This window comes from Actinomadura macra NBRC 14102 (genome assembly GCF_001552215.1).
GTDB lineage: Bacteria > Actinomycetota > Actinomycetes > Streptosporangiales > Streptosporangiaceae > Spirillospora > Spirillospora macra.
Genome location: NZ_BCQT01000019.1, coordinates 123,580 through 139,781, shown reverse-complemented (window position 1 = coordinate 139,781; position 16,202 = coordinate 123,580). Strand labels below are relative to the sequence as shown.

The window sequence follows — 16,202 nt, the reverse complement described above, 5'->3', positions numbered from 1 at the left end:
ACAATGTAAAGGCGTCGGGTGGGTGTCGCCGAGATCAGGCCGCCTCGGAACGTTCCCGCCACCACTCCCGGCCCGTGTCCGGCAAGGTGTAGATCGGGTCGTGGTACTCGTAGCGCCTGGTCAGGGCGTCGGGGTCGGCGGCCTCAAGGCCGGTGCGGTAGTTCTTCGTCCAGTACGAGATGCCGCGCTCGCGGTCGTAGCCGGCGAGCTGGTGCACCCACCGCTTGCCCACGTAGGGAACGTCGCACACGATGCGCGGGGTGGCGAACCCGGGCAGGTAACCCATGATCGCGTGTTGCAGTTCCTGGGCCTCCCAGACGGCGAGCCGCCAATGCTCGCTGTTGGGGATCATGTCGCACATGTACAGGTAGTAGGGCATGATTCCGGCCTCGTCCAGCAGCGCGAACGACAGGTCGAGCAGCGCGGCGGGGGAGTCGTTGACGCCGCGCAGCAGCACGCCCTGGTTGCGGACGTCGCGGATCCCGGTGTCGAGCATCGCGCGGGCGGCGCGGGCGACCAGCGGGGTCACCGACTGGGCGGCGTTGACGTGGGTGTGGATCGCGATCTGGGCGCCGCGCTCGCGCGCCTTGGCCGCCAGGCGCTCCATGCCCGCGCGGACCTCGTCCTGCAGCCAGTGCTGCGGCAGGCCCATCAGCGCCTTGCTGGCCAGCCGGATGTCGCGGACGTTCTCGACGTCCAGCAGGGAGTCGACGAAGGACTCCAGGCGGGGCCAGGGCAGGTTGGCGACGTCGCCGCCGGAGACCACCACGTCCCGGACGCCGGGGGTGCGGTGCAGGTAGTCGATCATGGCGCCGAGCCGGTCGGCGGGCTTGGCGGCGAACCGGTGCTTGTCGACGTTGGGGGTGGAGTTGCCGACCAGATCCATCCGGGTGCAGTGCCCGCAGTACTGCGGGCAGGTCGGCAGCAGTTCGGCCAGGACCTTGGTGGGGTAGCGGTGGGTGAGGCCCTCGACCGCCCACATCTCCGCCTCGTGCAGGGAGTCACGTGTGGCGTGCGGGTGGGAGGGCCAGTCGGTGCGTCGGTCGCTGAGAACGGGCAGCATGTAGCGCCGCACGGGGTCGGCGTAGAACGCCTCGGTGGAGGTGGAGTCCATGGTGTTGAGCATCTGCGGCGGCAGGAGCATCGACATCGTCGCCCGCTCGGCCATGTCGCGCTCCAGGTCGGCGTAGAACCGCTCGTCCAGCAGGTCGCTCATGACCTGGCGGAGTTGCCGCGTGTTCTTGACGCAGTGGGCACGCTGCCACTGCGCGGACTCCCATTCGGCGCTGGTGACGTCCCGCCATCCGGGTAGGCGGCGCCAGTCGGGCTCCTCCAGGGGGCGGCGGCGGTAGGCGTAGGGCTGGCCGGTGGACTCCCGGCCGCCCGCCGATGAGGACCGGACGGCGGCGTCTGGGTCCGGGTGCAGGCCTGTGGTCATCGTCGACTCCCTCCTCGCCTCACATTGATCGCATAAAAGTCTTGTATGAAGCCGACGCTACGGGAAGACTTTCGTTGAAACCAGTGGTGTTCGGAATATCTTCCGGGAGATGGGGAGATGGCGAGATCTCAGGGGTGATCATGGGTGCTGAGGGTGCCGCGGCGGGGCTGCGCCGCGTTCTGGAACCCGCCGGGGTCCTGCCCCAAGCCGCGCTGCGGCTGGACACCGACCCGCGGATCCACCCGGACGAGGTACGCGTCCGGGTGGAACGGCTCAACCTGGACGCCGCGTCCTACCGGCAACTGCACACCGCGCACGGCGGCGACCCAGACGCGATCAGGGCCGAGGTGCTGCGCATCATCGGTGAGCGCGGCAAGATGCACAATCCCGTCACCGGGTCGGGCGGCATGCTCGTCGGAGTGGTGGAGGAGGCGGGACCGGACTCGCCGCTCGGGCTGAGACAGGGCGACCGCGTCGCCACCCTGGTCTCCCTCACCCTCACCCCGCTGGTGGTGACCGACGGGCTGGCCCGCTGGGACGGCCTGTCCGAGCAGGTCCCCGCCGAAGGCCACGCGATCCTGTTCGCCCGCTCGATCGCCGCCGTCCTCCCGGACGACCTGCCCGTCCCGCTCGCGCTGTCGGTCATGGACGTGTGCGGTGCGCCGGCCCTCACCCACCGTGTCGTCGCCTCCCGCACCTCCGCCGGGAACCCGGTCAAGGCACCGGTGGTGGCGGTGCTGGGCGCCGCGGGCAAGAGCGGCTCGCTCTCGCTGGCCGCCGCCCGCCGCGCCGGCGCGTCCCGCGTGATCGGGCTGGTCCCCACCGCGGCGGAGCAGGAGCGGCTGACCGCCGCGGGCCTCGCCGACGCGGTCGTGCGCGCCGACGCCCGCGATCCCGTCGCCGTCGCCGAGGCGCTCGGCGAGCCCGCCGACGTCACGATCGTGTGCGTGGACGTGCCCGGATGCGAGCACGGCGCGATTCTGGCGACCGCGCCGGGTGGCACCGTCGTGTTCTTCTCGATGGCGACGTCGTTCTCGGCCGCCGCGCTCGGCGCGGAGGGGCTGGCCGCCGACGTCACGATGCTCATCGGCAACGGTTACGTTCCCGGGCATGCCGGCATGGCGCTGGAGTTGCTGAGGTCTGAACCGGCGGTTCGCGCGTTGTTCACCGCCCGAGTGGGCGCCGATTAGGCACAATGACCGGAAACGGCCCGGCGGGGCCGCCCGATCATCGAGGAGAGAGCCTGATGGCGAGCATCACCGAGGACCTGCGTGGGCGCGACCCCAAGGAACGCCAGGCGCAGATCGTGGACGTTCTGGTCGACGCGTTCTCGGACCTGATGGAGCGCAGCCCCGCCGAGTTCCGCCGCCGCTTCCGCAAGATGGCCTCCGACCCCTTCGCCTTCTACCGGGGCAGCGCCTGCCTGTTCTACGCCGACATCGTCCACGACGAGGACCCGTGGGCCGACGAGCGCACCGCGCGCGTCTGGATCCAGGGCGACCTGCACGCGCAGAACTTCGGCACCTACATGAACGACGACGGCGTCTTCGTCTTCGACGTCAACGACTTCGACGAGGCCTACGTGGGCCACTTCACCTGGGACGTCAAGCGGCTGGTGGGAAGCCTGGCGTTGCTGGCGTGGCAGAAGGCGATCTCCGACGACGACATCCGCCGGCTCATCGAGACCTATGTGCGCGCCTACGTCGACCAGGTCCGCCGCTTCGCCGCCCACGAGGGTGACCACCGCTTCGCGCTCACCCTCGACACCGCCGACGGCTACGTCCGCGACGTGCTCGTCGCCGCGATGACGGGCACCCGGATCGGGCTGCTGGAGGGCATGACGGTGGTCGAGGGCCACGAGCGCCGGTTCCGGGACCGTCCCGGCGTCCGCCGTCTGGGCGACGCCGAGCGCGCCGAGGTCGAGGCCGCCTACCAGGAGTACCTGGGCACCATCCCGGCCGAGAAGCGCTTCGGGAGTCTCACCTACGAGGTCAAGGACATCGTCGGCGCGTCCGGGTTCGGCATCGGCTCGGCGGGACTGTCGGCCTACAACATCCTGGTGGAGGGCAACACCCAGGCGCTGGAGAACGACGTGGTGCTGTCGATGAAGCAGGGCAACATCGCCGCGCCGAGCCGTGTCGTCGACGATGCCCGCATCCGCGAGTACTTCCAGCACCATGGTCACCGCACCGCGGTGTCGCGCCGCGCTCTGCAGGCCAACACCGATCCCTGGCTCGGGTACACCCAGATCGGCGGGGTCGGCTACGTCGTCCAGGAACTGTCCCCCTACGAGGAGGACCTGGACTGGGGTGGCCTGACCGAGCCCGAGGAGATGCTGTCGGTACTGGACGACCTGGGCCGCGCCACCGCCAAGGTCCACTGCGTGTCCGACACCGACTCCGACCACACGCTGGTCGGTTTCCAGGTCGAGGACGCCATCGGCTCGGTGATCGGCCCGGACGAGGCGGCGTTCGTGGAGGCGATGGTGGCGTTCGGCACCCAGTACGCGGAGGTCGTCCGCGCCGACCACGCCTTGTTCGTCGACGCCTTCAGGAACCATCAGATCCCTGGCCTGTGAGCATTGCGGTTTCGGCCCGGCGTGAGGGTGCGGGTGGCGCCGACCCCGAGCGGTTCGTGAGGCTCGGGGTCGGCGCCGCCTCGCGGCGCGGCGGGGTCAGCGGGCGAACGCGATGGCTGTTCCGGCGCTGACGACGACGGCGATGACCACCAGCACCAGGGTGATGTCGAGCGGTGCGCGGCGGCGCTGTGGCGTGGCCGTGTGCGGTGCCGCGTTGCGCACGGTGACCTCGGCCGGGGGGCGTTGCCGGGGCTTGGCCGAGGCGGGCGGTGCCTGTGGCGCGCGTGTCAGAGGCCGGGCGACCGGTGCCGGAGTGAGTCTGGGGCCGATGGTCCCCGGCGGGGTCGGTCGCGGTGTCGTGGGCGGCTCCGGCGAGGGTGCCGGCGGTGAGGGCGTCGGCGGTGAGGGCGTCGGCGGCTCGGGCGGGGTCGGCTCCGGGGGTGTCGGTTCGGGGGGCGTTGGCGGCTTCGGTGGCGTGGGTGGTGTCGGGGGCTCGGGCGGTGGTGGCTTCGGTGGTGGTTTGGGGGGTGGCGGGCAGCCGGGGGAGCCGACGCTGACCTGGGCATGGATATGGGTGGTGACATGTACGTCGATGCACACGCTGACCCCCGGCCCTGGACCTGACCGCAGCCCTGGACCTGACCGCGGCTCCGGGCCCGACCGCAGGCCCGGTCGTGAGCGTGGGAGGAGGACCAGGCGTGGAGCCGGTTCCGGCCGCCGGGCCGGTCGTGCGCGGGGGGCCGGGTCCGGGCGGGGGGCCGGGTCTGCTCTCGGGGTCTGGCTTTCCCCGGCGTCGGGCCCCGGGTGCGGTTGGGGGATGGCGGCGAGCGCGCACTGCGGGAGGGCCAGCGTTCCGGCGATGGCGGCGGGCAGGATCACCGCGGCGCGCAGCGCCGCGGGACGGGTGCTGGTGAGCCGGCGCATGTCTATCCGCCTCCGGAGATGCGCTGCATCTCGCCCAGCAGGTTGGTGAACGCGTCGGGTGACACGGCCAGCGCACCGCTGAACACATGCGAGATGTCGATGGTGAGGTAGGCGCCGGCGGCGAGCAGCGCCGCCATCAGCCCGACCGGGACCAGCGCCGTTCCGCGCGGCCGGCTGCCCGCCATGAACGGCAGCAGCATGACCGCGGTGCCGGTGATCAGGGTGATGACCAGCAGTCCGATGGGCGGGGTGGTGCGGGCGTCCACCTCGCGCTGGCGTCGGGCGGCGGAGACCTCGGTGAGGTAGTTGAGGATGGTGCCGCGGGCCTCCTTCGCGTCGTCGTTGCGGGGATGCAGCGCGATGACGTCGCGGCGTATCTGGTCCAGTCGTGTCCATCCGTCCGAGCTGAGCCGGCTCCTGTCGCGCATCAGGCGCCATTCGGGGCCGCGGACGAGGTCGGTGTAGCCGCGCAGCGCGTCCCGGGTGCGCTGGGCGTCGGGGGCCGGCAATTGCCCGGCCGCCCAGTACGCCTCGGTGATGGCCTGGGTCTCGGTGAAGGTGTTGGCGCGGGCCGAGTCCGCCGTGGACCAGGGCACGACGATGGCGATGGCGAACGAGAGCAGGAACAGCGCGGACAGCATCGCGCCGGCGTGGGAGGTGCTGGGGCCGCCGGGTTCGGCATCGTCGAGGCCGTGCCGCAGCCACCGGAACAGGCCGCTGGCGATCAGCACGACCGCGATCGCGCATACCGACGCCAGGACGTAAATGATCATGACCCTCCCTGGATCGGATCTCGGGAGGCCGCAGCGCGGCCACCGTGACGTCAAGTGATTATAGATTCACTTTACGTGTCTAATAGCTGGTCGTGAGCAGGTCGTCACCCATTGGTGAGGTCGATGGGCGGATGCGCGAGGTTCGTCTGTCGGTTGCGGACCGCGATTTCCGGGTTCGGCGGGTTCGGCGGGCGGTGGACGGTGGAGGGGCGGGAGGTGGCCGATCCTCATGCGAGATCCGAACTCGTGATGGTTCTTGCGGATTCTGGGGTATATGCCGGAAGATCTCCTGTAGTGGGCTCGCTGATACGGATGATTGTCAGTGTCCGGCCTGAGAGGGGCGGCTGTGTGAGGGGAGACGGCGATGGCGCCGCAGGGCAAACTCGATCTGGACCCGGAGGCCGTGCGCGCCGCCCGGCGGCTGGCCGCCCGCGCGGCCGAGCCGATCATCGCGATGGCGCGGTCCCACACGACGGTCTCGGTCGAGCGGGCGCTGCTGCGCCTGGCGGGCCTGGCGGGCGCCGACGACGGCGGTCGTCCCTGGGTCAACCACCTCGCCGACGCCGTCGCCGGCCAGGTCGGGCTGGAGCACGGCCTCGCGCTGCCGGTGTGGGACGCGCTGCTCAACGGCCCCTACGGCTCGCTCGCCGACCTCGCGCGCGACGCCGCGCTCGGGCGCGCGGCGTTCCGGCTACCCGAGGGCGCCGGGGCCGCCAAGGCCCGTGAGGCCGCGCGCCGGGCCGCCCGGGACGGCATCGCCCGCGTCGATCGCCGGCGCGCCGAACGCGACCGCCTGCTGGGCGAGCTGCCCACCGCCGGCGCGGCCGGCCCGCCCCAACCACTGATCTACCTGATCGTGGCGACCGGCGACATCTACGAGGACATCCCGCAGGCGCAGGCCGCCGCACGCGAGGGCGCCGACGTCGTCGCGGTGATCCGCTCCACCGGTCAGTCGCTACTGGACTTCGTTCCCGAGGGCGCCACCCGCGAGGGCTACGCCGGGACGTATGCGACACAGGAGAACTTCCGGCTGATGCGCGCGGCGCTGGACGAGGTGTCGCGCGAGCTCGGCCGCTATGTCCGGCTGACGAACTACGCGTCGGGGCTGTGCATGCCCGAGATCGCGACGCTGGCGGGGCTGGAGCGGCTGGACATGATGCTCAACGACTGCATGTACGGCATCATCTTCCGCGACATCAATCCCCGCCGCACCTTCATCGACCAGCGGTTCTCCCGGCAGATCCACGCCCGCGCCGGCATCATGATCAACACTGGTGAGGACAACTACCTCACCACCGCCGACGCGGTCGACGCCGCGCACACCGTGATCGTCAGCCAGCTCCTCAACGAGCGGTTCGGGCATGAGGCGGGGCTGTCGGACGCCCAGCTGGGCCTCGGTCACGCCTTCGAGATCAACCCGGCCGTCCCCGAGTCGTTCCGGCTGGAGCTGGCGCACGCGCAGCTGGTGCGGGAGCTGTTCCCCGACGCGCCGCTGAAGTACATGCCGCCGACCAAGCACATGACCGGCAACATCTTCGCCGGGTACCTGCTGGACGCCTTCTTCAACCTCGCCGGCGTGATGACCGGGCAGTCGATCATTCTGATCGGGATGATGACCGAGGGCATCCACACGCCGTGGTTGTCGGACCGCGACCTGGCGCTGGAGAACGTCCGCTACGTCCGCGACGCGTGCGGGGGCCTGGCGGAGGACTTCATGCCCCGTCCGGACGGGATGCTCGTCCAGCGCGCGCGGCAGGTGCTGTCGGAGTCGGTGGAGTTGCTGGAGCGCGTCGCCGGCGACGGGCTGCTCACCGCCATCGCCGAGGGCACCTTCGGTGTCACCCGCCGCCCGCCGGACGGCGGCAAGGGGCTGGAGGGCGTGGTCCCCCATGCCGACGGCTACTTCAATCCCGCGATCGAGATCCTCGACACCGAGGACCCGCACGGCGCCCGCTCCGAGCAGGAGGTGCACGCATGACCCTGCAGACTCCCGGCACGCACACCCCGGTGGAGCCCGCCGACACCCGGCAGGTGATCCGTCCCTACGGGGACACGACCGGCGACGGGCTGGTGCAGATGTCGTTCACGTTGCCGATCCCGGCGGGACGCCGCGCCGACGCCGCAGCCCTGCAACTCGCCGGGAAGATGGGCCTGGACCCGGCCAGCGTGGTGCACGCCAAGCCGATGGGCCCCCACTTCACCTTCTTCATCGTGTACGGGAAGGTGGGCCATCTCATCGACTACGCCTCCATCCCCGTCCCGGAGGAGCGCGCGTATCCGCTGTTGACCGCGCAGGAGGTGAACCAGGCGATCCGCCGGGCACTGAACCGGCGGCTGGTGGTGGTCGGCGCCTGTATCGGCACCGACGCCCACACCGTGGGCATCGACGCGATCCTCAACGTCAAGGGGTTCGCGGGGGAGAAGGGCCTGGAGTACTACCGGGAGATCCAGGTGGTGAACATGGGCGCGCAGGTCACGGTCGCCGAGCTGGTGGAGCGCGCCAAGGCCGAGGACGCCGACGCGGTCCTGGTGTCGCAGGTCGTGACCCAGCGCAACGCCCACCTGCACAACACCAAGCAGATGGCCGCCGCCTTCCACGCCGAGTACCCGACGGCGGTGGCCGCTGGGATCGGACGTCCGCTGCTGGTGGCGGGCGGCCCCCGGTTCGACACCGTCACCGAGGGGGACCTGGGCGTCGACCGGATCTTCGGCAAGGGCACCACGCCCGCCGAGGTCGCCAGCTACCTCGTCCATGCCCTGTTGCCCGACGACGCCCCTTCCGACGACGACGGCCCACCCGGGCAGGAGGGCGGGCAGGACGATGCGGGCGGCGGCCAGGGGACCGGCCGGGGCGGCGCCGGGGAGGAGGGCCGATGAGCGGGGATGCGCGACGGGGGCTGACGGTGACGCATCGCCGGTACGTGCCGTACTCGCACGCGCATTACGCGGGTGACCTGGTCGACGGCGCCTACGTGCTGGGCCTGTTCGGGGACGTGGCGACGGAGGTGTGCATTCGCGCCGACGGTGACGAGGGGCTGTTCGCCTCCTATTCCGATGTGCAGTTCCGTGCGCCCGTCCGGGCCGGTGACGTGCTGGAAGCCACCGCCGTCGTCGTCGGTGTCGGCACCCGCAGCCGGGTTCTGGAGTTCGAGGCGCGGGTGGTGTGCCGGGGCCGCCCGGAGCGGGGCGCGTCGTCGGCCGGGCTGCTCGCCGAGCCCATCATCGCGGTCACCGCAACCGGAACGGTGGTCGTGCCCGGCCCCGGCGTCTGACCCGTCGCCGTAACGGGCCGCTACCCTCCGCCCCGCCGTTCGGTGGGGGTTCGCCACGACCGAAATGTCCACACGCCCTGATCATGGTCCTGAGCTGGGGAAACAGTGAGTCGCCGCAGAACATGCGGCGGTTGACAAGGCTGGGGAAGCCGGTAGTTTTGCTGCAGTCCAGCATGGGACTCACCGATCGGCCGCCCGAGGCGCCACCGGGCACCGCGCCGCGACGGGACGGACGCGGAAGACGCCCCGCCCGTCCGAGCCAGTGCGGTGATCCGGAAGCCGTGTCCGAGCGGAGCCGCCCGATCGTGCGGGGGCTTGGACCCGGGAAGGGCCCGGACATCCAGTAGAAAACGGAGTTTTCGTTCCCACCGCCTGTGGGGCGGCTCCGGCCCGATGGATGTCGCGGGCCCTCTTCCGTGTCGCGGGCCCTCTTCCGTGTCCCGGGCCGGCCCCCCGGGGCCCGTCTCCCCGGCCGGTCTCGGGAATGCTTGCGGGGGCTCCTCCTCGTTTCAGTTGGATGTCGCTCACTTCCGGATAGAGCGGATCGGGCGCGGGCACGCGATGATGGTGCCGGCGGCCGGGTCGTGGTCGCCGTGGTGTCCGCGGGCCGGTAGCGTTCCCGCCAGCAGACCGAGCGAACGAGGTGTGGAGTTGGCCCAGGAGACCCTCCCGGAACGCCCCCCGGCCCCCGGGCCGGCCCGGGGTGCCCGCCCGGGACGGCTGACCCGGCTGCGTCGCGGCGGCCGTGCGGGCTGGCCCCGCACGCTGCTGGCGGTCGCCGGGGGCCTGGTGATGTGGCCGGCGTTCCCGCCCGCCGACCTCACCCCGCTGGCCCCGCTCGGCGTCGCGCTGCTCACCCTGGCGATACGCGGCCGGGCCGCCCGCACCGGCGCCTGGCTCGCCTTCGTCGGCGGTGCCGCCTTCTTCCTGCCCGTCCTGGACGGCATCATCAAGATCGGCCCGGACGGGTGGGTGCTGCTGAGCCTGGTCCAGGCCGTCTACTTCCTCCCGCTCGGCGCCGGGATCGCGCTGGTGACCCGGTTGCCCGGCTGGCCGGTGTGGACCGCTGCGCTGTGGGTCGGCGAGGAGTCGCTGCGCGGCCGCGTCCCGTTCGGTGGCTTCCCGTGGGCGCGGCTGGCCTTCAGCCAGACCGCGACGCCGTTGACGCCCTACGCGTCGTGGGGCGGCGCGCCTTTGGTGTCGTTCCTGACCGCGCTGATCGGCGGGCTCCTCGCCTTCGCCGTCGTTGCCGCCCTGCGCGTGCGCTCCACGGCCGGCACGGTCACCGCGACCGGTGGCGGCGGTGAGGGGGAGGCCGGGGACGATGTGCCGGCGGCCCGGACGCGGCGGGCCGCGCTGCCGTCGGTCGTCCCGGCGGGCGTGGCCCTCGCGGTAATCGCGGTGATCGCCGGCGGCGGGACGCTGATCCCCACCCCGACCGCAGGGCGTCCCGTCACCGTCGCGGTGGTCCAGGGGAACGTGCCGCGGCTCGGGTTGGACTTCCTTGGCCAGCGCAAGGCCGTGCTGAACAATCACGTCCAGCGCACCCATGAGCTGGCCGCGCAGGTCCGCGCGGGCAGGCTCGCCCAGCCCGAACTGGTGGTGTGGCCCGAGAACGCCAGTGACCTGGACCCCTACACCGAGCCCGAGGCGCGCACCGCCATCGACAGCGCCGTCCGCGACATCGGGGTGCCGGTGCTGGTCGGAGCGCTCACCGACACCCCCGACGGGAAGAAGGTCGAGAACCGCGGCATCGTGTGGGATCCGCGCAGCGGGCCCGGCGACTACTACGTCAAGCGGCACCCGGTGCCGTTCGGGGAGTATCTGCCGTTCCGCGATGTCCTCACCAAGCTGATCACGCGGTTCGAGCGGATCCCCCGCGACTTCGCCCGGGGTGACCGGTCGGGGGTGATGCGGCTCGGCCCGGTCGACATCGGCGACGTGATCTGCTTCGAGGTGGCCTACGACAAGGAGGTCCGGGACGTCTCGCGCGGGAACGTCCTGGTCGTCCAGACCAACAACGCCACCTACGGCCGCACCAGCCTGCCCCCGCAGCAGATCGCGATGTCGCGGCTGCGCGCGGTGGAGCATGGCCGTACGATCTTGGTTGCCGCCACGAGCGGCATCAGCGCGATCGTCGCGCCGGACGGCCGGATGGTCGACCGGTCGCGCGAGTTCGTCCCCGACATCCAGGTCGCCCGTGTGCCGGCGCGTACGTCGCGCACGCTGTCGGACCGGCTGGGGGAGGTGCCCGAATGGGTGCTCGCGGCGCTGGGCCTGGGGGCGGTCTGCGCGGCGGCGTGGTCAACGTCCAGAAAGAACGAGGGGAATTGACACCGATGGAGATCCCAGCCGACCTCGGCCGGGTGCTCGTGATCATCCCGACCTACAACGAGCGGGACAACATCGAGGACATCGTCGGCCGGGTGCGCGCGGTGGCGCCGCCGGTGGACGTGCTGGTCGTCGATGACGCCAGCCCGGACGGCACCGGTGCGGTGGCCGATGCCCTGGCCGCCGCGGACGCGCAGGTCCAGGTCTTGCACCGCACCGGCAAGGATGGTCTGGGCGCCGCCTACATCGCCGGGTTCGGCTGGGCGGCCGAGCACGGCTATGACGTGATGGTGGAGATGGACGCCGACGGGTCCCACCAGCCCGAGGAGTTGCCGCGGCTGCTGGCGGCGCTGGAGGACGCCGATCTGGTGATCGGCGCACGCTGGGTGCCGGGCGGCAAGGTGCTGAACTGGCCCAAGCGGCGCGAGGCGCTGTCGCGGGGCGCCAACACCTACGCGCGGCTGATGCTGGGCTTCCACCTGCACGACGCCACCGGCGGCTACCGGGCCTTCCGCGCCGCGACGCTGGAGAAGATCGGGCTGGAGGGCGTGGAGTCGCGCGGCTACTGCTTCCAGATCGACCTGGCGTTGCGGGCCCTGAACCAGGGCCTGCGGGTGGTGGAGGTCCCGATCACCTTCGTGGAGCGCGTGCACGGCACGAGCAAGATGAGCCGGGACGTGATGGCCGAGGCGGCGCTGCGGATCACGCAGTGGGGCATGTCGGACCGGGTCGGCCGGATCCGGGGCCAGCGCCCGCCGGGCGGCGGCTCCCGCCGCTGACCCGCTCCCGCGGCGGCCCGGCGAGGACCGACCTGGAGACGGGCCTGAAAGGCGCTGGAACGGCCTTGGGGTGGCCGGTCCGGGCGGGTGCCGCCGGGGTCCGGCCAGGGGCGGGCCGGGAAACGTTCGGGGCCTGCCCGGCGTTGGAACAGGCGAAGGACGTTCCGCAACCCGAAGATGGAGCCATGCTGCCGCTCGCACTCGTCCTGGCGTTCCTGCTGCTGCCGGTCGTGGAGATCTATGTGATCATCCAGGTCGGCCAGGAGATCGGGGCGTGGCCGACCGTCGCGCTGCTGGTCGCCGAGAGCCTGCTCGGCGGCTGGATCGTGCGCCGTGAGGGACGCCGCGCCTGGCGGGTGCTGCAGGAGACGTTCGGGCGCGGCGCGATACCCGACCGCGAACTGGCGGACGCCGCGCTGGTGCTGGTGGGCGGGGTGCTGCTGCTGACGCCCGGGTTCGTCACCGACGTGCTGGGATTTGCGTTCGTGCTGCCGTTCACCCGGCCGCTGGTGCGGCGGGCCCTGGCCCGGTACGCGGCGCGGCGGGTCCGGCGCGCCGAGGCGCGGGCGGGGATGTTCCCGCCGGGTCTCGGTGGTCTCGGTGGCCTGAGCGGAGATCCTTTTGGGCCGTCCGATGTGTCCGGCCTCGGCCGGGACGGGGGCGGTGCGCCGCGGGGGCCGGTGGTGCGCGGCGAGGTCATCGACGACGAACCCGAGGGCACCGGCGACGCGGGCGGACGGGCCGGGGGCGGCAGCCCGTCCCGCGCGTGAGGAACGCCGGGCCCGGTCAGATGTCGCGGGCCGTGAACAGCACGCCGCCGATCACCAGGACCACCGCGGTGTAGGCGGCGAAGACGCCGAGGCCCGCCCACGGGCCGATCGGCAGCCGGTCCAGGGCCCGGGTCGACCGGATGGCCAGCCCGGCCGACATCGGGGCGTACTTCTCCAGCCGGTCGCGCCAGTCCGGGTCCCCGACGAACCGAGTGATCACCGGGGCGATCCACAGCAGCGCCAGCACGGCGGTGATCGCGCCGGCCGAGTCCCGTAGCGCCGCGCCGGCGCCGAGGGACAGCAGCGCGACCAGGACGAGGTAGAGCACCGTCCCGAACGCCGCGCGGGCGGTGGGCCCGTCGGTCAGTGACAGCGGAGGGTAGCCGTGGGCGGGGGTGAACCCCCCGCGCGGCAGGATCGTCCGGGCGGTCGCGAGGGACGCCAGCACCCCGGCGGTCCCGGCGGCGGCCACGACCGCGCCGACCACGACCGCCTTGGCGAGCAGCACCCTGAGCCGCCGGGGGACCGCCGTCAGCGTCGCGCCGATCGTCCCGGTCGCATACTCCCCGCCGATCGCCAGCACCCCGAGGACGACTGCGACGACCTGCCCGACCTGGACGCCCGACAGCGCCAGCTTCGGCGTGTCCTCCGCGCATCCGGCGGGCGTGTCGCAGTGCGAGGTGTCGACGGAGCCGGTCACCGCCGCGCCGACCAGGACGGTCGTGGCGATCAGGGCGAGCAGCAGCCACGCGGTGCTCGGCAGCGTCCGCAGCTTGGTCCATTCGGCGTGCAGTGCGTGGCCGCGATCGCCGCGGTGCCCCTGCGCACGCCCGCCCCGGGGCGCGGTCATGGGCGCGCTCACGCGTCGCGCCGCTTCAGCAGCCACGCCGCGGCGCCCAGCGCGCACGCGGCGTAGGCGCACAGCACCGCCAGCCCGGTCCAGGGGCCGATGGCGGTGTCGTAGCGGACGAGGGTGCGCTGGACCGCGAACCCGGCGGCGGGGGTGACCCGGTCCAGCCACCGCGCCGCCGACACCGGGAGCCCGGTCGCGACGATCTGCGGGACGAGCAGCAGCAGCAGCACCGCGGTGATCGCGGGGGCGCTGCGCCGCATGATCGTGGCCATGGCCAGGCTGAACACCGCGATCACGGCGAGCAGCACGGCGGTGCCGATCGCGGCGCGCAGGACCGGGCCGTCGGTGATGGGCGGCGGCGACATCCCGTGCGAGCGCAGCACCGGCCCGGCCAGCAGCAGCGACCCGAAGCCGGCGATCAGTCCCGCGACGAACACCGCGGCGCCCACCACGACCGCCTTGGCGGCCAGGACACGGCCGCGACGCGGGCTGGCGGCGAACGTGGTGCGGATCGTCCCGCGCCGGTACTCGGCGGTAACGAACAGCACGGCGAGCGCGACGACGGCGGTCTGCCCGATCAGCACGCCGGTGAGGGTGGTCTGGGTGATGTCGTCGGCGAACAGATCGCGGCCGACGTCCCCGGACCCGGCCAGCAGGAACGTGCCGCCCTCCTGCGTGGACTCGTCGGTCCGCGCCCCGGCGGCGGGGCCGCCGGGGCCGCCGCGGTCGCGCCACGGGCCCGCCGCCCCGCCGGAGGTGGGGGCGAGGGTGACCTTGTCGAAGGTGGCGCGGGTGTCGGCGGGGGACCCCGACACGGACTCGCCGCCGAACATCCGCTTGACCTTGATGTCGTCGGGGACGGCCACGAACAGGCCCGCGGCGGCCGCAGACGGGAGCCCGCCGAGCCGGACCGCGCCGACGCGCCGCCAGTCGCGGCCGTCGCCGGACTCGTAGCCGGTGATCGTCGTCCCGGTGCGGGTCAGCTTGAGCCAGCGCGGGAGCGGGCCGGTGCCCGCCGTGCCGGCGGGGCCGCCGGAGCGGTAGCCGGTCTGCATCCGGACGCCGTGCCCGGGGGTCACCGCGATGGCCGCATAGGGGGTGCCGCGCCGCACGTCGCCGCGGATCATGAGGCCGGCCTTGGCCCAGGCGCGGCCGCGGTCCTGGGAGGTGACGCGGGCGACGATGGAGCCGTCGCCGGTCAGCGTCCGGTAGGTGAGGTGCCCCTGGTCGGTGATCCCCGCCGTCCGGGGCGGCGGCTCACCGCCGGCGCCGTTGCCGGAGGTCTGCGCCCCGGACGCGGTGAGCAGCGCGACCAGGACGGTCAGCAGCACCGACATCGCGAGGGTGAGCATCCAGCGGGGCACCGAGCGCAGCTTGGTCCACTCGGCCCGCAGCAGCCGCCCGAACCCGTCGCGGGCCTGCGCCTGGACGGTGCTGCGGTAAGGCGTGGCGGTGGTCATGACGCGTCGCCGCCCGTCCGGTCGGCGCCCGTGCGGCCGGTGACGGCGTGGAACTCTACCGCGTCGCGGGTCAGTTCCATGTACGCCTCCTCGAGCGTCGCGCGGTGCTCGGCGACGCCGGTGAACGGCACTCCCGCCCGGCCGAGCAGCACGATGATCTTCTCGGGGGTCAGCCCGGAGACGGTCACGGTGTCCAGGCCACCCGCCGCGACCTCGGCGCCGGCGCGTGCCAGCACCGTCATCGCCTCCTGGCGGCTGGTGGTGCGCAGCTCGACCCGTCCGCCGGACGCGGCGGCCAGCAGCTCCCCGACCCCGGTGTCGGCGATGACGCGGCCCCGCCCGATCACCACCAGGTGGTCCGCGCCGCCCTCCAGCTCGCTCATCAGGTGGCTGGACACCAGCACCGCGCGGCCCTCGGCGGCCAGCGCCCGCAGCAGCCCCCGGATCCAGGCGATCCCTTCGGGGTCCAGGCCGTTGACCGGCTCGTCGAACATCAGGACCGGCGGGTCGCCCAGCAGTGCGGCGGCGATGCCCAGCCGCTGCCGCATGCCGAGGGAGAACCCGCCGGCCGGGCGGCGGGCGACGCCGGCCAGCCCGGCCAGCTCGATCACCTCGTCCACCCGCCGGACGGGCAGCCCGTTGGCGTGCGCGAGCCACAGCAGATGGTCGCGGGCCCGGCGGGCGGGGTGCACGGCCGCCGCGTCCAGCATCGCGCCGAGACGGCACAGCGGCGTCCGCAACGACCGGTATGGTTGCCCGCCGACCAGCGCCGTCCCCTCGTCGGGCCGGTCCAGCCCGAGGATCATCCGCATGGTGGTGGACTTGCCGGCGCCGTTGGGGCCGACGAACCCGGTCACCCGCCCGGGGGCGACGGTGAACGACAGGCCGTCCACGGCGACGGTGGGCCCGTACCGTTTGCGCAGGTCCCGCACTTCGATGGTTGCCTCCATGCCACCGGAGGCTACGGACTGGGGCGGGGCCGGGTCATCACGCCGCGGGGTCGTCTTGCGCGGCCGTGGCCGGG

The 16,202-nt window shown here is 72.9% G+C and carries 14 protein-coding genes; 8 read left to right on the top strand and 6 right to left on the bottom strand.

Features of this window, described 5'->3' with window-relative positions; genetic code table 11:
* Positions 1–34: 34 nt before the first annotated feature.
* Positions 35–1,438, bottom strand: a complete 1,404-nt coding sequence (locus tag AMA02S_RS30330) for a KamA family radical SAM protein (protein ID WP_067464975.1) — start codon at positions 1,436–1,438, stop codon at positions 35–37.
* 140 nt (positions 1,439–1,578) lie between these two features.
* Here AMA02S_RS30330 and kdd point away from each other — a divergent pair, with 140 nt between their 5' ends.
* Together kdd and AMA02S_RS30320 are read left to right on the top strand one after the other, a co-directional pair.
* Complete coding sequence (kdd, locus tag AMA02S_RS30325) at positions 1,579–2,628, top strand: L-erythro-3,5-diaminohexanoate dehydrogenase (protein ID WP_067465624.1); 1,050 nt, start codon at positions 1,579–1,581, stop codon at positions 2,626–2,628.
* A gap of 56 nt (positions 2,629–2,684) precedes the next feature.
* Positions 2,685–4,016 (top strand): DUF2252 domain-containing protein, encoded by a 1,332-nt coding sequence (locus AMA02S_RS30320; RefSeq protein WP_067464972.1) that lies wholly within the window; start codon positions 2,685–2,687, stop codon positions 4,014–4,016.
* Between the two features lie 96 nt (positions 4,017–4,112).
* On the opposite strand, the gene AMA02S_RS44775 is transcribed toward AMA02S_RS30320, so the two are convergent.
* On the bottom strand, positions 4,113–4,238 hold the full coding sequence (locus AMA02S_RS44775) for a hypothetical protein (protein WP_281181937.1): 126 nt from the start codon (positions 4,236–4,238) through the stop codon (positions 4,113–4,115).
* 704 nt (positions 4,239–4,942) lie between these two features.
* Positions 4,943–5,713 (bottom strand): bestrophin-like domain, encoded by a 771-nt coding sequence (locus AMA02S_RS30315; RefSeq protein WP_067464969.1) that lies wholly within the window; start codon positions 5,711–5,713, stop codon positions 4,943–4,945.
* Between the two features lie 364 nt (positions 5,714–6,077).
* Here AMA02S_RS30315 and kamD point away from each other — a divergent pair, with 364 nt between their 5' ends.
* From kamD to AMA02S_RS30285, 6 genes are all read left to right on the top strand, one after another.
* Positions 6,078–7,691 (top strand): lysine 5,6-aminomutase subunit alpha, encoded by a 1,614-nt coding sequence (gene kamD / locus AMA02S_RS30310; protein ID WP_067464966.1) that lies wholly within the window; start codon positions 6,078–6,080, stop codon positions 7,689–7,691.
* Positions 7,688–8,590, top strand: a complete 903-nt coding sequence (gene kamE / locus AMA02S_RS30305) for a lysine 5,6-aminomutase subunit beta (protein ID WP_067464963.1) — start codon at positions 7,688–7,690, stop codon at positions 8,588–8,590. The genes kamD and kamE overlap by 4 nt, the downstream gene beginning before the upstream one ends.
* On the top strand, positions 8,587–8,985 hold the full coding sequence (gene kal, locus AMA02S_RS30300) for a 3-aminobutyryl-CoA ammonia lyase (RefSeq protein ID WP_067464959.1): 399 nt from the start codon (positions 8,587–8,589) through the stop codon (positions 8,983–8,985). The genes kamE and kal overlap by 4 nt, the downstream gene beginning before the upstream one ends.
* Positions 8,986–9,636: 651 nt before the next feature.
* On the top strand, positions 9,637–11,319 hold the full coding sequence (gene lnt / locus AMA02S_RS30295) for an apolipoprotein N-acyltransferase (protein ID WP_067465621.1): 1,683 nt from the start codon (positions 9,637–9,639) through the stop codon (positions 11,317–11,319).
* A gap of 5 nt (positions 11,320–11,324) precedes the next feature.
* Entirely contained in the window at positions 11,325–12,095 is a 771-nt protein-coding gene (locus tag AMA02S_RS30290; protein ID WP_067464956.1) for a polyprenol monophosphomannose synthase, read from the top strand.
* A 185-nt stretch (positions 12,096–12,280) separates the two neighbouring features.
* Positions 12,281–12,865 (top strand): FxsA family protein, encoded by a 585-nt coding sequence (locus AMA02S_RS30285; protein WP_067464953.1) that lies wholly within the window; start codon positions 12,281–12,283, stop codon positions 12,863–12,865.
* A 16-nt stretch (positions 12,866–12,881) separates the two neighbouring features.
* On the opposite strand, the gene AMA02S_RS30280 is transcribed toward AMA02S_RS30285, so the two are convergent.
* The 3 genes from AMA02S_RS30280 to AMA02S_RS30270 are packed head-to-tail and all read right to left on the bottom strand — an operon-like array spanning position 12,882 to position 16,128.
* Positions 12,882–13,715, bottom strand: a complete 834-nt coding sequence (locus AMA02S_RS30280; RefSeq protein ID WP_067464950.1) for an ABC transporter permease subunit — start codon at positions 13,713–13,715, stop codon at positions 12,882–12,884.
* A gap of 8 nt (positions 13,716–13,723) precedes the next feature.
* Complete coding sequence (locus AMA02S_RS30275; RefSeq protein WP_067464947.1) at positions 13,724–15,178, bottom strand: ABC transporter permease subunit; 1,455 nt, start codon at positions 15,176–15,178, stop codon at positions 13,724–13,726.
* Positions 15,175–16,128, bottom strand: coding sequence for an ABC transporter ATP-binding protein (locus tag AMA02S_RS30270; protein WP_067464944.1), 954 nt, complete (start codon positions 16,126–16,128; stop codon positions 15,175–15,177). The genes AMA02S_RS30275 and AMA02S_RS30270 overlap by 4 nt, the downstream gene beginning before the upstream one ends.
* Between the last annotated feature and the right edge of the window lie 74 nt (positions 16,129–16,202).

Bases quoted from the DNA above. Each gene is read 5' to 3' on its own strand.
- AMA02S_RS30320 (WP_067464972.1), top strand. From the start codon at position 2,685: ATGGCGAGCATCACCGAGGACCTGCGTGGGCGCGACCCCAAGGAACGC.
- AMA02S_RS30330 (WP_067464975.1), bottom strand. From the start codon at position 1,438: ATGACCACAGGCCTGCACCCGGACCCAGACGCCGCCGTCCGGTCCTCA.
- AMA02S_RS30290 (WP_067464956.1), top strand. From the start codon at position 11,325: ATGGAGATCCCAGCCGACCTCGGCCGGGTGCTCGTGATCATCCCGACC.
- kamD (WP_067464966.1), top strand. From the start codon at position 6,078: ATGGCGCCGCAGGGCAAACTCGATCTGGACCCGGAGGCCGTGCGCGCC.
- kdd (WP_067465624.1), top strand. From the start codon at position 1,579: ATGGGTGCTGAGGGTGCCGCGGCGGGGCTGCGCCGCGTTCTGGAACCC.
- AMA02S_RS30315 (WP_067464969.1), bottom strand. From the start codon at position 5,713: ATGATCATTTACGTCCTGGCGTCGGTATGCGCGATCGCGGTCGTGCTG.
- AMA02S_RS30280 (WP_067464950.1), bottom strand. From the start codon at position 13,715: ATGACCGCGCCCCGGGGCGGGCGTGCGCAGGGGCACCGCGGCGATCGC.
- kamE (WP_067464963.1), top strand. From the start codon at position 7,688: ATGACCCTGCAGACTCCCGGCACGCACACCCCGGTGGAGCCCGCCGAC.
- AMA02S_RS30270 (WP_067464944.1), bottom strand. From the start codon at position 16,128: ATGGAGGCAACCATCGAAGTGCGGGACCTGCGCAAACGGTACGGGCCC.
- kal (WP_067464959.1), top strand. From the start codon at position 8,587: ATGAGCGGGGATGCGCGACGGGGGCTGACGGTGACGCATCGCCGGTAC.
- AMA02S_RS30285 (WP_067464953.1), top strand. From the start codon at position 12,281: ATGCTGCCGCTCGCACTCGTCCTGGCGTTCCTGCTGCTGCCGGTCGTG.
- AMA02S_RS30275 (WP_067464947.1), bottom strand. From the start codon at position 15,178: ATGACCACCGCCACGCCTTACCGCAGCACCGTCCAGGCGCAGGCCCGC.